Consider the following 13,888-nt stretch of genomic DNA (forward strand, 5'->3'; position numbering starts at 1 on the left):
ACGGCGCCGGGCCCTCGCACGTGTGCTGCCGGCCTCAGCGCGTGGTGCCGGTGGCGTCGGCCTGCGCTTCGGAGTCGGCTTCGACGGTGGGCTTCGGCACCCGGGCGGCCGCTGGGGCGTCCCCGGCCGCGTCGGCCGCCGCCGAGCCGGCCGGGGAGGTGCCCGGCGCGCCCGCCTTCGGGGCGGGCCGCTGCCGGACCCGGTCGGTGACCAGCGAGGCCACCAGCACCACGGCGGCGACGGCCAGGGACAGCACCATCTGGGTGCGCCCGTCGTCGTCGGTGAACATGTAGCCGATCACGAAGACGATCAGGCCGATGGTCGCCCACGTCAGATACGGGTACAGCCACATCCGCACGGTCAGCCGCTCCGGGGTCTCCCGCTCGATCCGGCGCCGCATCCGCAGCTGCGAGGCGCAGATGACCAGCCAGACGAAGAGCGCGACCGCGCCGGAGGAGTTCAGCAGGAACTCGAAGACGGTGTCCTTGGCGATGTAGTTGAAGAAGACCGCGACGAAGCCGAAGGCCACGGACGCCAGGATCGCTGCGGTGGGCACGCCCCTGGAGTTGGTGCGGCCGAAGGAGGCCGGGGCGTCCTTGCGCTCACCCAGCGAGTAGGCCATCCGCGAGGCGGTGTAGAGGCCCGAGTTCAGGCAGGACAGCACGGCGGTCAGCACGACGACGTCCATCACGGTGCCCGCGTACGGGATGTCCAGCGCGTCCAGCACGGCCACGTAGGGGCCGTCGGCGGCGATCGCCTTGGAGTCCCATGGCAGCAGCGAGACGATCACGAAGATCGAGCCGATGTAGAACAGGCCGATCCGCCAGATCACGCTGTTGACGGCCTTGCGCACGGCGTTGACCGGGTTCGGCGACTCGGCGGCGGCCAGCGTGACGATCTCGCTGCCCATGAACGAGAAGACCACCAGCAGCATGCCCGAGAGGATCGCTCCGGGGCCGTGGGGCAGGAACCCGCCGTGGCCGGTCAGATTCTCCGCTCCGGCGAAGTGGTCGGCGGGCGGCAGCCCCGCGAAGGCGATCACGCCGACGACGATGAACGCGATGATCGCGACGACCTTGATCCCCGCGAACCAGAACTCGAACTCGCCGTAGGACCCGACGGAGATCAGGTTGGTGCCGGTCAGCACCACCATCACCAGCAGGGCCCAGCCCCACTGGGGCACGGTGGGCAGCCAGCCCTCCAGGATCTCCGCGGCGGCCGTCGCCTCCACGGCGAGCACCACGGACCAGAAGAACCAGTACAGCCAGCCGATGGTGAACCCGGCCCAGCGGCCCAGCGCGCGATCGGCGTAGGTGGAGAACGACCCGGAGGTCGGGTGGGCGGCGGCCATCTCACCGAGCATCCGCATCACCAGGACGACGAGCAGCCCGGCCAGCGCGTAGGACAGCAGAATGCCGGGGCCCGCGTCCGCGATGCCTGCCTTGGACCCGATGAAGAGTCCGGCGCCGATGACACCGCCGATGGCGATCATGGACAGATGGCGGTTCTTGAGGCCCGCCTGGAGGCCGTCGCCGCCGCCCTGGGTCGACGGCGGGCTCTGTGGCGGCTCCCCCGGCTTGCGCGGGGTGTGCTGGGAACTCATGGGGCAGCCGGCTCCTAATGAGGGTGGTGTTTCAAACGAGCGCTCACATGTAAGAGCTCGTACTGCCCACAACGGAAGAGTCGAATCCGGATTGTTGTCTACGGAACATTGCGGTGACGACCTGGTACTTCCACGGAAACGCGCCGGCCCGTGCGCCGTGGGCGCGCCGGGAGCGACTCCGCACCCTTCTCGGCCGCCCTGGGCGGCGTCCGGGCGGACGGGGATGGCACACTCTGCGTCATGCGCGTGTACCTCGGCTCCGACCATGCCGGTTTCGAACTGAAGAACCACCTCGTCGAGTGGCTCAAGGCCGCGGGCCACGAGCCCGTCGACTGCGGCCCCCACATCCACGACGCCGAGGACGACTACCCGCCCTTCTGCCTCCGCGCGGCGGAGCGCACCGTCGCGGACGCCGGCTCCCTCGGCGTCGTCATCGGCGGCTCCGGCAACGGCGAGCAGATGGCCGCCAACAAGGTCCCCGGCGCCCGCTGCGCCCTGGCGTGGAGCACCGAGACGGCAGCGCTGGCCCGCGAGCACAACGACGCCAACCTGGTCAGCGTGGGCGCGCGGATGCACACCACCGAGGAGGCCGTCTCCTTCGTGGAGACGTTCTTGAACACCCCCTTCTCCGAGGGCGAGCGCCACAAGCGCCGCATCGGGATGCTCGCCGATTACGAGCGCACCGGTGAGCTGCCGCCCGTGCCCGCGCACCACCCGCAGCCCTGAGCCGTGCCCGAGGGCCACACCATCCACCGGCTCGCGCGCGATGTCGCGGACCGGTTCGCAGGGCACCCGCTGGACGCCTCCAGCCCGCAGGGCAAGTTCGCCGACGGCGCCGCGCTGCTGGACGGCGCGGCGCTGACCGCCACCGAGGCACACGGCAAGCATCTGTTCCTCGGCTTCGGCCCGCTCGGCTGGGTGCATGTACACCTGGGCCTGTACGGGACCCTGCGCTTCGGTGAGGGCCCGCCCCCGGCACCCGTGGGCCAGGTGCGGCTGCGCCTGGCCACCCGGCCCGGCGAGCACCCCGCCGGGCCGCTGCCCCACGCCGGTCCGCTGCACTACGCCGATCTGCGCGGCCCCACCCGGTGCGAACTGCTGACCGAGCCGGAGAAGCAGGCGATCAGCGACCGGCTCGGACCGGACCCGCTGCGCCCCGCCTCGGACCCGGAAGCCGCCTGGGTGCGCATCTCACGCAGCCGCACCAGCATCGCCGCGCTGCTCATGGACCAGAAGATCGTCGCCGGCGTCGGCAACGTCTACCGTGCCGAGGTCCTCTTCCGGCAGGGTATCGACCCGTACCGTGCCGGACGCGATCTCACCCGGTCCGAATGGGAAGCCATCTGGTCCGACCTGGTCGATCTGATGACCGACGGGGTCCGCAAGAACCGGATCGACACCGTGCGCGACGAGCACACCCCCGAGGCCATGGGACGCCCACCGCGGGTGGACGACCACGGCGGCGAGGTCTACGTCTACCGCCGGGCCGCCCAGCCCTGCCTGGTGTGCGGCGGACCCGTCGCCACCGCCGAGCTCGCGGCCCGCAACCTGTTCTGGTGCCCCACCTGCCAGCGCGTGTGAGCCCTCAGAACCCGTGGGGCAGCCACGGCTGGACGTCGTTCGCGAAGGCCGCCGCCGCCGCCCGCAGCGCCCCCGAACCGGGCCGCTGCTCACGCACCAGTCCGGCTCCCGCCAGCGCTGTCAGCGAGGTCCCGCCCAGATAGGCGCTGCCCAGTTCCCGTACGGCGAGCGACAGGTCCGCCGCGTCCCTGGTGGGCTCGCACACCGCCCCCTTCTCGTCGCCGGACAGCCGCCAACGCCCCGTGTTCCACGGGCAGAACGTGTCCTCCACCTCCAGCACGATCTCCACCGGAGTGGCGTAGCAGCGGGCGGCCAGCGCGGCGCCGACATCCACCGGGCGCAGATACAGCGAGTCCCCGACCGCTGTCCCGCACCGGCGCGGGTCGCTCACCAGGTGCTGCCACGGATCGTCCACGGGCCGGTTGTCGGCGACGATCGTCGTCGTCAGGTCGATACCCCACAAGAAGCGCCAGAGCGCCGCGTAACCGGCAGGGTCGAGCGCCTCCAGCTCCCGCAGCCGGACCTCGCCGTCCGCCGCGTCCGTCCGGCTCCAGCACATCTTGACCGCGTAACGCGCGTACGCCACCGGTTCGCCGTCCCGCAGCGCCACCACACAGCGCAGCGGCGAGGCGCCCTCGCGGTTGCGCTCGGGATCCAGCAGCGGCTCCCGCTCCCATCCGGGGCGCCGCTGCAGCATCCCCGGACGCCGGGAGACCACCTGAGCGTAGACGGCCTCGCACTCCGCGAGCAGCGAAGCGGCCTCGTCCGACTGGCGCAGCCGCAGCCCGTCCGCCTCGGCGGCCGGTGGAGCCGGCAGTTGCAGCGCGACCCTGCTGGTGTCGATCCGGGCGGAGAGGGAGTGTGTCGCCAGGCCGTATCCGAAGCGGCCGTAGATCGCCGGCTCGGAGGCGGTCAGCACGGCGAGCGGCTCCTCGCCCGCCGCCCGCAGGTCGTCCAACTGCCGCCGCATCATCGTGCGCAGCAGGCCGCGCCTGCGGTGGGTGGGCGCCACGCTCACCATCGTCACCCCGGCGGTGGGGACGACGGCGCCGCCGGGCACCGCCATCCGGAAGGAGAACAGCCCCGCCGTGGCCACCGGGCGGCCCTCGTCCCAGACCCCGATCGACCGCTCGACCTCGGTCAGCGAACGGTAGACCTTCCGCTCCTGCGAGGAGTCTTCGGAGGCGAACGCGCTCAGCAGCGCGCCGTACCAGTCGTCCCACTCCGAGGGCTGAAGAACCCGTGGCTCAAGTGTCATACCGCCATCACTAGCAGGCGGTTCGAACACGGGCGAACGCTTTTGTCCGCGGGCGCGCCACCCCTGTGCGCGCCCACCGCGCGTACGCCCCCCGACCAGGGCCGGGAATCGACGGGCCGCCGACGGGGTGGCTAGGCTCCGTGAGCATGGCGGAACGCCGCAGGAGACTCTCAGCAGCGACGGCCCGGTCGCACCAGGCGTACAAAGCCTGGCACCGGGTCCGTAACAACCTGCGCAAGTCCGCCGTCGACTACTTCAGGGGCGGCGCCTCCGACTGGGTGGCGCTGGCCGGTCTGCTGCTCACCGTCCCCGCGCTGGCCTGCGGCACGATCCTCACCCCGCTGTGGTGCGCCCCCGAGGCGCTGGTGCTCCCGCTCATCGCGGGCGGGCTGCTGCTGCGGCCCGCCAGTCTGCTGGCGCTGTACGCCGCCGCCGCGGTAGCGCTCATGGTCGAGTCGCTGCTGTTGAGGCCCTGGGAGCTGGCGGACGGAGCGGGGCGGGTGACGCCGGGCACCATCCTGGTCGTGGCCGCGGCCGGGCTGTCCGGGCTGCTCATCGCGCAGTTCCGCAGCCGGGTGGGCGTGCCCTGGCGGCGCGGCGGCACCATGCTTTTCGACCTGCGGGAACGCATCCGGGTACAGAGCAAGTTGCCCAAGCTGCCCGCCGGATGGCACCACGAGATGGCCCTGCGTCCGGCGGGCGGGCAGTCCTTCTCCGGGGACTTCGTGGTCGCGGCGCGGACCGGCCCGGAGCGCCGCACCCTGGAGCTGGTCCTCACCGACGTCTCCGGCAAGGGCATGGACGCCGCCTCCCGGGCGCTGCTGCTGTCCGGCGCCTTCGGCGGGCTGCTGGGCTCGCTGCCGCCGCACGCCTTCCTGCCGGCCGCCAACGGCTATCTGCTGCGCCAGTCCTGGGAGGAGGGCTTCGCCACTTCCGTGCATCTGGTCCTCGATCTGGACAGCGGCGACTACGAGCTGCTGTCGGCGGGGCACGTACCCGCGATGCAGCTCAACGCGGGCTCGGGCAAGTGGGAGGAGAAGGCCGCCGAGGGGCCGCTGCTGGGCGTCTACGACGGTGCCGAGTTCGACCCGGTCAAGGGAACGCTGCGGCGCGGGGACGTGCTGATGCTCTTCACCGACGGGCTGGTGGAGACCGCCGACCGCGACCTGACCGAGGGCATGGACCGCCTCGCGGGCGAGGCCGACCGCTATGTCGCCTCCAGCTTCCACGGCGCGGCCTGGCACCTCATCGAGTCCGTGGCGCGGGACGTCAACGACGACCGGGCGCTGCTGCTGATCTGCCGCGACTGACCGCTGCGCACCCGGCAGTCCGCTATGGATGGCCGCGGTGGCTGCGGCGGCCATGGTGACTCCGGCAAACGGGGCGGTTTCGGATCACCCTCTGTCCGTATGTGCGAGGGCGCCGCGCCGCACACCGAGCGAGGGCGGCGGCCGGCAATGGGTGCGCCAACACAACGGCCCCCACCCGCCGTTGCGGAGTGGGGGCCGGAATGTCGCCGGAGAGCGGGGCTACTTCCTGCGGTGGGAGGCGGGCTTGCCGGACTCCCTGCGGCGGGCCATGGCGCCGGGGTCCCGCTTGAAGAACCAGTCCATCCTCGGCTCGATGACGAACCTGAACAGCCGCGTCACCCACGGTGTGCACAGCACCGTCATCATCACCGCGGCCAGCACCGTGATGACGACCCGGCTCAGTGGGTGGTCGACCCAGTCCATCTCGTACCAGTCGAACTGCCGCGAGCTTTGGATGAAGAAGATGTGCAGCAGATAGGCGTACAGCGTGCCGGCGCCCAGTGCCGTGAACCACATGTGCCGCCGCGGCACCCAGGACAGGAAGCAGGCCGTCATCACCAGGCCGCAGCCGAACAGTGCGAGGTACATCACCGCGCCCGCCCAGGAGGGGACGCCCATGTCGGCAGCCGCCTTGTCGTGCAGGAACCACGCCTTGGACATCCGGGGCACGGCCCAGTACGCGAAGACCATCGCGACCAGCGTCACCGGCACCGCGAGGTACCGCGCCTGCTTGCGCTTGACCAGCTGGAAGTGGTGGGGGCGCAGCTGGAGGCCGAGGACGAAGAACGGCAGGAACTGCGCCACCCGCATCAGGTTCAGGTCGCCGCCGATGCTCGGCGTCACGCTCGCCGCCGCCCCGATCACCAGAGCGACCGGCATGGGCCAGCGCAGGCTCTTCCACAGCGGTGTCGTCAGCCGCCAGATGAACAGCGCGCACAGGAACCACAGCGCGAACCCGGGCTCCTGGAAGTGGAACTCGCGGTCCGGGTCGTCGTTGGCCCACCGCATGAAGTAGGTGTAGGCGAACTGGATCGCCAGATAGGGGACGACGACCCCGGTGACCAGTCGCTGGACCTGCTTCGGCTTGCCCTCGAAGCTCCTCGACAGATAGCCGGAGATGATGATGAAGGCCGGCATGTGGAACGTGTAGAGGACGAAGTAGAGCGCCTCGGCCGTACGGCTGTCGTGGCGCAGCGGATCCCACGCGTGGCCGATCCCGACGAGCACGATCGTCAGGTACTTCGCGTTGTCGAAGAACGGGTCCCGCTGCTTGGCTGCTGGCTTCTTCTGCGCCTTGGCAGACTGCGACTGCGCAGGCTGCTCCGCGGACGCCGGTGGCGTCTCGGAGGGGGACTCCTGGCGGACGGGGGGGAGCGGCGCCCGCTCATAACCAGCGTGCAACATCTGCCGCACCATAGCGGTTGAACATGTGAGCCGTAAATTCTCGCCTCGTTCCTCCTTCCCACCCTCCGCGGGCGCTATTCCTCCCGCTTACCGGACGGAGCTCACGGGGCGTGACGTGAATGTTCGGTTGACGGACGATGTCCCATCTAAAGGGGGCGTATGAGACTCCTGTGACGCCAGATGCGAGCCCTCGCGGCGCTGCCCGTACCGGCTGTGAGCGAGGCCACAATTCGCAGGAGCGGTGCATGAATTCCGCCACCTGTGAGTGGGGGGGGGGCGGCACCGCGTGCCGATCTCTTTGCACCAGGTGCACAAGTTGTACCGGTGATCGCCTGGTGTATTCGGCACATTCGTCAAGCCGCCACGCATTGATCAAGCCGAATTGATGGCCGGAATTTTGAGCACCCGGTGGCTTGTCGGCTACGCCGTCTACGCACCGACTGTCCCGGACTGTCCGTCGCCCGTCGATCAGTATTTACCCGATGATGAGCCCGGCGGGCCCTCAGTCGGGTCCTCCCGCACCGGAGTTGGTGGCACGATGGGTGCGCGCGGGGGGTGCGGCCACGGTGGCAGACCCCCAAGGCCGGGTGAGGCGTTCCGACCATGAGGGTGTGAGCAGTTGTGGCCATCTCGCTGTCCGTAGTCGTGCTGTTGGCGGTCATCCTGGTCGTGATGATCCGGAGCAAGTCCATCAAGCCGGGTCCCGCCATCGTGGCCATACTCTTCGGGTTCTTCCTCGCCTCCACCGGGATGGCCCCCTCCATCAACCGGTTCCTGACCTCGGTCGCCGAGACGATCAACGGCATCAGCTTCTAGGTCCCCGTCCGCGCCGCTTCGGCGATCCCTCCAGGCGATCTCTTTCCGGCGCTCCCTTCCGGTGCGGCCGGCACCCGGTCCCTCCGGCGGCGGACACCCGGTGCGACCGCCCGCAGGCGTACCGGAGTGCCGCCATACGGACGCCCCTGGGCCGTGCGGCGACCGCGCCGCCGGGCGACGACGAAGGCCCGGCCCCTCCCGGGGCCGGGCCTTCGTGCTCGCGGAGCGGGCGACGGGAATCGAACCCGCGTAGCTGGTTTGGAAGACCAGGGCTCTACCATTGAGCTACGCCCGCGTAGGCCGGATCGGCACGAACCGCATCCTACGACATGTACTCTACGTGTCGCACCAACGGGGTGTGGCGCAGCTTGGTAGCGCGTCCGCTTTGGGAGCGGAAGGTCGTCGGTTCGAATCCGGCCACCCCGACCACGTACTATGAAAGACGCGCGTGCCTGTGTCGTGTCTGCATGCATACGGGGCGCAGCCAAGAATCAGCAAGACCCCCAATGCCAGCCCCAAGGAGACCGACCGTGAAGAGCGCCGTGGAGACTTTGAACCCCACCAGGGTTCGGCTCACTGTCGAGGTGCCCTTCGAGGAGCTCAAGGACAGCCTCGACGCGGCGTACAAGAAGATCAACCAGCAGGTCACCGTGCCCGGGTTCCGCAAGGGAAAGATCCCTGCGCGCCTGATCGACCAGCGCTTCGGTCGCGGTGCCGTCCTGGAGGAGGCCGTCAACGACGCGCTTCCGAAGCTCTACCAGTCCGCCGTCGAGGAGGGTGAGCTCAATGTGCTCGGCCAGCCCGAGGTGGACATCACCGAGCTGAAGGACAACGAGCTGCTGGCCTTCACCGCCGAGGTGGACGTCCGCCCCGAGATCGAGATCCCGGACTACTCCGGAATCGAGGTCGAGGTCGACGCCGCCGAGGTCTCCGACGAGGACGTCGACTCGGCCGTCGAGCAGCTGCGCGAGCGGTTCGCCTCCACCTCGGCCGTCGAGCGTCCGGCCGCCGAGGGCGACGTCGTCAAGGTCGACCTCGAGGCGCGGATCGACGGCGAGGTCCTGGAGGACGGCGTCGCCCAGGGTGTCGACTACACCATCGGCTCCGGTGAGCTGCTCGACGGGATCGACGAGGCCGTCACCGGTCTGGAGGCGGGTGGCACCGCCACCTTCACCTCCGAGCTCAAGGGCGGCTCCGGTGCCGGCCGGGAAGCCGAGGTCACCGTCACCGTCCAGTCCGTCTCCGCCCGTGAACTGCCCGAGCTGGACGACGAGTTCGCCCAGCTCGCCAGCGAGTTCGACACGCTGGAGGAGCTGCGCGAGGACAGCCGCAAGCGACTGACCGACCAGAAGACCCAGGAGCAGGCGACCCAGGCCCAGGAGAAGGTGCTCGACGCCCTTCTGGAGCTCACCGAGGTCCCCGTGCCCGAGAAGCTGCTCGCGGACGAGATCGAGTCCCGCAAGCACAACCTGGTCAACCACCAGCTCTCCCAGCTCGGCCTGGACCTCGGCTCCTACCTGAAGATGCAGGACAAGAGCGAGGAAGAGTTCGACGCCGAGCTCAAGGAGCAGGCGGAGAAGGGCATCAAGACCCAGTTCGTCCTCGACGAGCTGGTCGGCAAGGAGAAGCTCAACGTCAGCCAGGAAGAGCTGACCGAGCACCTGATGCGCCGTGCGCAGTCCTCCGGTATGAGCCCCGACCAGTTCGCGCAGGCCGTCGTCGAGGGCGGCCAGGTGCCGGTCCTCGTCGGTGAGGTGGCCCGCGGCAAGGCCCTGGCCACCGTGGTCGAGGCCGTCACCGTCAAGGACACCAACGGCGAGGTCGTCGACCTGAGCGACGAGGACGACGAGAGCGCCGCACAGGCCTCCGAGGAGGAGGCGGCCGAGCAGACCGCCGCCGCCCCCGAGACGGCCGCGGAGACCGGCGCCGGGGCCGCCGACAAGACCGAGGGCTGATCCGGCCCGCCTGACCCGCGAACGGGGGGCGCCGGGGCGCGCGAGTGCACGCCCGGGCGCCCCCCGTTCGGCTGTTGACCGCGACGTCCGTGGTCATCCGGGGCACCTGCGCTCACAGCGAAATGCGCTCGGCCCGGGATGGCGGCCGACGACCGGCGCGTTAGGGTCCCCAGTAGACGAAGACCCCAGTGACGGCCAGCTTCGCGTGGCCGTCCGGACACGAGCAGGTGGACACGTGACGCTTCCGATGCCTTCCGCCGCCGGCGAGCCCAACTTCGGTGGTGGCCTCGGCGACCAGGTCTACAACCGGCTGCTCGACGAGCGCATCATTTTCCTCGGCCAGCCGGTGGACGACGATATCGCCAACAAGATCACCGCCCAGCTTCTGCTCCTTGCCGCCGACCCGGACAAGGACATCTATCTGTACATCAACAGCCCGGGTGGTTCGGTCCAGGCGGGCATGGCGATCTACGACACCATGCAGTACATCAAGAACGATGTCGTCACCATCGCCATGGGCCTGGCCGCCTCCATGGGGCAGTTCCTGCTGACCGCGGGGACGCCCGGCAAGCGGTTCGCGCTGCCCAACGCCGACATCCTCATCCACCAGCCCTCCGCGGGCCTGGCGGGCTCGGCCACGGACATCAAGATCCACGCCGAGCAGCTGCTGCGTACCAAGAAGAGGCTGGCGGAGCTGTCGGCCGCGCACAGCGGCCAGACCGTCGAGCAGTGGACCCGCGACGCGGACCGCGACCGCTGGTTCACCGCCGAGGAGGCGCGCGAGTACGGCCTCATCGACGAGGTCTACGGCAACGCCGCGCAGCTCCCCGGCGGCGGCGGCACGGGTGCGTGAGCCCCGCCACAGCGCCGTACGGCACACGCCCCTACCGCAGCCACCAGCTCATCTTCAGGAGAACCTCCCGATGACCTCATTCCAGACGGGCCCCCGGGCCGAGTTCACCGGCGTCGCGCCCGAGTCCCGCTACGTCGTGCCGCGCTTCGTCGAGCGCACCTCGCAGGGCGTGCGGGAGTACGACCCGTACGCGAAGCTCTTCGAAGAGCGCGTGATCTTCCTCGGCGTGCAGATCGACGACGCCTCGGCCAACGACGTCATGGCGCAGCTGCTGTGCCTGGAGTCGATGGACCCCGACCGCGACATCTCGGTCTACATCAACTCGCCCGGCGGCTCCTTCACGGCGCTGACCGCGATCTACGACACGATGCAGTTCGTCAAGCCCGACATCCAGACGGTCTGCATGGGCCAGGCGGCCTCCGCGGCGGCCGTGCTGCTGGCCGCCGGTACGCCCGGCAAGCGGATGGCGCTGCCCAACGCCCGCATCCTGATCCACCAGCCCTACAGCGAGACCGGGCGCGGTCAGGTCTCCGACCTGGAGATCGCGGCCAACGAGATCCAGCGGATGCGCGAGCAGCTGGAGGAGATGCTGACCAAGCACTCCACCAAGGACCGCGAGATCATCTCGAACGACATCGAGCGGGACAAGATCCTCACCGCTGAGGAGTCGCTGGAGTACGGCCTGATCGACCAGATCGTCTCCACGCGGAAGACCTCCGTCGGACTCTGACGGGGCGCGCACGCGCCCCGCGCCCCCTTGGGACGGCACGAGAAGTGTCGGTCGGGTCGTTCCAAGGGGGGCCCATTCCGGCGGTCCGGCAAGGTACCGTCGGAGAGCACGTACCTCGGTCCGTATCCCTGACGGATCCCAGGCGAAGGGGAAGCTCCTCGTGGCACGCATCGGTGATGGCGGCGATCTGCTCAAGTGCTCGTTCTGCGGCAAGAGCCAGAAGCAGGTGAAGAAGCTCATCGCGGGTCCAGGTGTGTACATCTGCGACGAGTGCATCGATCTCTGCAACGAGATCATTGAGGAGGAGCTCGCGGAGTCCTCCGAGGTCCGGTGGGACGAGCTGCCCAAGCCTCGGGAGATCTACGAGTTCCTCGAGGGCTACGTCGTCGGGCAGGAGTCCGCCAAGAAGGCCCTCTCGGTGGCCGTCTACAACCACTACAAGCGGGTGCAGGCGGGCGAGAACGGTCAGGGGCGGGACGACGGCATCGAGCTGTCCAAGTCCAACATCCTGCTGCTGGGCCCCACCGGCTCCGGCAAGACGCTGCTGGCGCAGACCCTCGCCCGGATGCTGAACGTCCCCTTCGCCATCGCCGACGCCACGGCGCTCACCGAGGCGGGCTACGTCGGCGAGGACGTCGAGAACATCCTGCTGAAGCTGATTCAGGCGGCCGACTACGACGTCAAGAAGGCCGAGACCGGGATCATCTACATCGACGAGATCGACAAGGTGGCCCGCAAGAGCGAGAACCCCTCGATCACCCGGGACGTGTCCGGCGAGGGTGTGCAGCAGGCGCTGCTGAAGATCCTGGAGGGCACGACGGCCTCGGTGCCGCCGCAGGGCGGACGCAAGCACCCGCACCAGGAGTTCATCCAGATCGACACGACGAATGTGCTGTTCATCGTGGGCGGTGCCTTCGCCGGTCTGGAGAAGATCATCGAGTCCCGGGCCGGCGCCAAGGGCATCGGCTTCGGCGCCGACATCCGCTCCAAGCGGGAGATCGAGGCGACCAACCAGTTCGAGGAGGTCATGCCGGAGGATTTGGTGAAATTCGGGATGATCCCGGAGTTCATCGGCCGGCTGCCGGTCATCACCTCCGTGCACAACCTCGACCGCGAGGCGTTGCTGCAGATCCTGATGGAGCCCCGGAACGCGCTGGTCAAGCAGTACCAGCGGCTCTTCGAACTCGACGGCGTCGAGCTGGACTTCGACCGTCCGGCGCTGGAGGCCATCGCCGACCAGGCCATCCTGCGCGGCACCGGGGCCCGCGGGCTGCGCGCCATCATGGAGGAGGTCCTCCAGTCGGTGATGTACGAGGTGCCCTCACGCAAGGACGTCGAGCGCGTCGTGATCACCGAGGAGGTCGTGCACTCCAATGTGAACCCGACCCTGGTGCCGCGTGCCCGGGGCAACGGCGAGCAGCAGCGCCACGAGAAGAGCGCCTGAGCACCACCGCCGAGACGCGAGCCCCGAGTTCGGAGTCCCGAGTCCCGACACGTGGCGGACCGAGTCCTGACAGTGTGAAAGGCCCGTCCCCTTTCGAGGGGGCGGGCCTTTCACACTGTTGACGCCGGGGGGCTATTTCGGCACGGTCACCTTGTCCTTGACGCGCGCGGTGACGCTCGCGAACTCCTCCAGATCGACGCTCCCGGGCGTGGTGTTGGCGATGTTGATCTCCAGCACGGTGGCCGCCGTCGAGTTGTCCGCCCAGGCGCAGGCGGGCGCGTACACCGAGGCGCTGCCGCGGCTGATCCGCGTCAGCTGGCAGGAGACCTCCACATCGCCCGAGCCCGGGGTGAACTCCCGGCGCTCGCCGACGACCTCACCGCTCTGGCTCTGCCGCATGCCGTCGAGCATGTCGTCGCGCATCTTCGAGGAGGAGACGTCGATGTCGCCGTACGCGCCGGCGATGGCCAGCCCGCCCGCCGTCGGATCCCCCGACGAGCTGACGGAGTAGGTGGCGATCCTGGCGGTGCCGTCGCTGGGCAACTTGTCCTGGAGCTGCCGCTCCTGCGCCTCCACCTGGGCGTTGCCGTCCATGCGGTGGTACTTGCCGGACTCCAGCGTGGCCGGGAACGCGATCTTCTCGGTGCCGCCCGGCCGGCTGACGCTGACCACCGCGGCGAGGGAGAAGACGAGCACGCCCACCAATGCCAGACTGCCCAGCACGATGGCCGTGATCGCGCCCCCGCCCAGCCGACGACGCGGTGGCGGGGGAGGGGGCGGGGGCGGCCAGGCACCGTACGGGCCGGGAGCGCCGTAACCGGGTCCCGGCGGCGGCCCGTAGGGACCGCCACCGGGACCCGGCGGCTGCTGCCCGTACCCACCGGCACCGGCCCCGTAGGGCCCGGGAGGACCGGGAGGGTGGCTCATCGTCAGC

The 13,888-nt window shown here is 69.7% G+C and carries 12 protein-coding genes and 2 tRNA genes; 9 read left to right on the plus strand and 5 right to left on the minus strand.

Annotated features, from left to right (window positions below):
* Nucleotides 1-34: 34 nt before the first annotated feature.
* Nucleotides 35-1,603 (minus strand): amino acid permease, encoded by a 1,569-nt coding sequence (locus KBY19_RS19855; protein WP_210966332.1) that lies wholly within the window; start codon nt 1,601-1,603, stop codon nt 35-37.
* Nucleotides 1,604-1,843: 240 nt separating this feature from the next.
* On the opposite strand from KBY19_RS19855, the gene KBY19_RS19860 reads away from it, so the two are divergent.
* On the plus strand, nt 1,844-2,329 hold the full coding sequence (locus tag KBY19_RS19860; protein WP_099886497.1) for a ribose-5-phosphate isomerase: 486 nt from the start codon (nt 1,844-1,846) through the stop codon (nt 2,327-2,329).
* Between the two features lie 3 nt (nt 2,330-2,332).
* The gene (locus tag KBY19_RS19865) at nt 2,333-3,184 is read left to right on the plus strand and encodes a DNA-formamidopyrimidine glycosylase family protein (protein ID WP_210955327.1); all 852 of its coding nucleotides are present in this window, start codon (nt 2,333-2,335) and stop codon (nt 3,182-3,184) included.
* A 4-nt stretch (nt 3,185-3,188) separates the two neighbouring features.
* Here KBY19_RS19865 and KBY19_RS19870 read toward each other — a convergent pair whose 3' ends face one another.
* Entirely contained in the window at nt 3,189-4,442 is a 1,254-nt protein-coding gene (locus KBY19_RS19870; protein ID WP_210966333.1) for a GNAT family N-acetyltransferase, read from the minus strand.
* Nucleotides 4,443-4,588: 146 nt separating this feature from the next.
* On the opposite strand from KBY19_RS19870, the gene KBY19_RS19875 reads away from it, so the two are divergent.
* The gene (locus tag KBY19_RS19875) at nt 4,589-5,752 is read left to right on the plus strand and encodes a PP2C family protein-serine/threonine phosphatase (protein ID WP_099886496.1); all 1,164 of its coding nucleotides are present in this window, start codon (nt 4,589-4,591) and stop codon (nt 5,750-5,752) included.
* A 219-nt stretch (nt 5,753-5,971) separates the two neighbouring features.
* On the opposite strand, the gene KBY19_RS19880 is transcribed toward KBY19_RS19875, so the two are convergent.
* On the minus strand, nt 5,972-7,168 hold the full coding sequence (locus tag KBY19_RS19880) for an acyltransferase family protein (RefSeq protein ID WP_099880814.1): 1,197 nt from the start codon (nt 7,166-7,168) through the stop codon (nt 5,972-5,974).
* Between the two features lie 609 nt (nt 7,169-7,777).
* On the opposite strand from KBY19_RS19880, the gene KBY19_RS19885 reads away from it, so the two are divergent.
* Nucleotides 7,778-7,972 (plus strand): hypothetical protein, encoded by a 195-nt coding sequence (locus KBY19_RS19885; RefSeq protein ID WP_099880812.1) that lies wholly within the window; start codon nt 7,778-7,780, stop codon nt 7,970-7,972.
* 224 nt (nt 7,973-8,196) lie between these two features.
* Here KBY19_RS19885 and KBY19_RS19890 read toward each other — a convergent pair.
* A tRNA-Gly gene (locus KBY19_RS19890) sits at nt 8,197-8,267 on the minus strand.
* 57 nt (nt 8,268-8,324) lie between these two features.
* Here KBY19_RS19890 and KBY19_RS19895 point away from each other — a divergent pair.
* The 5 genes from KBY19_RS19895 (at nt 8,325) to clpX (ending at nt 12,954) form a co-directional block, all read left to right on the plus strand.
* A tRNA-Pro gene (locus tag KBY19_RS19895) sits at nt 8,325-8,401 on the plus strand.
* 101 nt (nt 8,402-8,502) lie between these two features.
* The gene (gene tig / locus KBY19_RS19900) at nt 8,503-9,927 is read left to right on the plus strand and encodes a trigger factor (RefSeq protein ID WP_180289635.1); all 1,425 of its coding nucleotides are present in this window, start codon (nt 8,503-8,505) and stop codon (nt 9,925-9,927) included.
* Between the two features lie 247 nt (nt 9,928-10,174).
* On the plus strand, nt 10,175-10,780 hold the full coding sequence (locus KBY19_RS19905; protein WP_099886495.1) for an ATP-dependent Clp protease proteolytic subunit: 606 nt from the start codon (nt 10,175-10,177) through the stop codon (nt 10,778-10,780).
* Nucleotides 10,781-10,850: 70 nt separating this feature from the next.
* Complete coding sequence (locus KBY19_RS19910; RefSeq protein ID WP_099880808.1) at nt 10,851-11,510, plus strand: ATP-dependent Clp protease proteolytic subunit; 660 nt, start codon at nt 10,851-10,853, stop codon at nt 11,508-11,510.
* 160 nt (nt 11,511-11,670) lie between these two features.
* Complete coding sequence (clpX, locus tag KBY19_RS19915; protein ID WP_099880806.1) at nt 11,671-12,954, plus strand: ATP-dependent Clp protease ATP-binding subunit ClpX; 1,284 nt, start codon at nt 11,671-11,673, stop codon at nt 12,952-12,954.
* Between the two features lie 132 nt (nt 12,955-13,086).
* Here the strand turns inward: clpX and KBY19_RS19920 are convergent, their stop codons facing one another.
* Nucleotides 13,087-13,881: a hypothetical protein gene (locus KBY19_RS19920; protein ID WP_143674866.1), complete on the minus strand. Its 795-nt coding sequence runs from the start codon at nt 13,879-13,881 to the stop codon at nt 13,087-13,089.
* Between the last annotated feature and the right edge of the window lie 7 nt (nt 13,882-13,888).

Origin of the sequence: Streptomyces sp. B15, from assembly GCF_018070605.1 — a bacterium.
GTDB classification, from domain to species: domain Bacteria; phylum Actinomycetota; class Actinomycetes; order Streptomycetales; family Streptomycetaceae; genus Streptomyces; species Streptomyces smyrnaeus.

Coding starts and splice junctions, on each gene's coding strand:
- KBY19_RS19920 (WP_143674866.1), bottom strand. CDS start 13,881: ATGAGCCACCCTCCCGGTCCTCCCGGGCCCTACGGGGCCGGTGCCGGT.
- KBY19_RS19860 (WP_099886497.1), top strand. CDS start 1,844: ATGCGCGTGTACCTCGGCTCCGACCATGCCGGTTTCGAACTGAAGAAC.
- KBY19_RS19855 (WP_210966332.1), bottom strand. CDS start 1,603: ATGAGTTCCCAGCACACCCCGCGCAAGCCGGGGGAGCCGCCACAGAGC.
- KBY19_RS19880 (WP_099880814.1), bottom strand. CDS start 7,168: ATGGTGCGGCAGATGTTGCACGCTGGTTATGAGCGGGCGCCGCTCCCC.
- KBY19_RS19905 (WP_099886495.1), top strand. CDS start 10,175: ATGCCTTCCGCCGCCGGCGAGCCCAACTTCGGTGGTGGCCTCGGCGAC.
- KBY19_RS19870 (WP_210966333.1), bottom strand. CDS start 4,442: ATGACACTTGAGCCACGGGTTCTTCAGCCCTCGGAGTGGGACGACTGG.
- KBY19_RS19875 (WP_099886496.1), top strand. CDS start 4,589: ATGGCGGAACGCCGCAGGAGACTCTCAGCAGCGACGGCCCGGTCGCAC.
- KBY19_RS19910 (WP_099880808.1), top strand. CDS start 10,851: ATGACCTCATTCCAGACGGGCCCCCGGGCCGAGTTCACCGGCGTCGCG.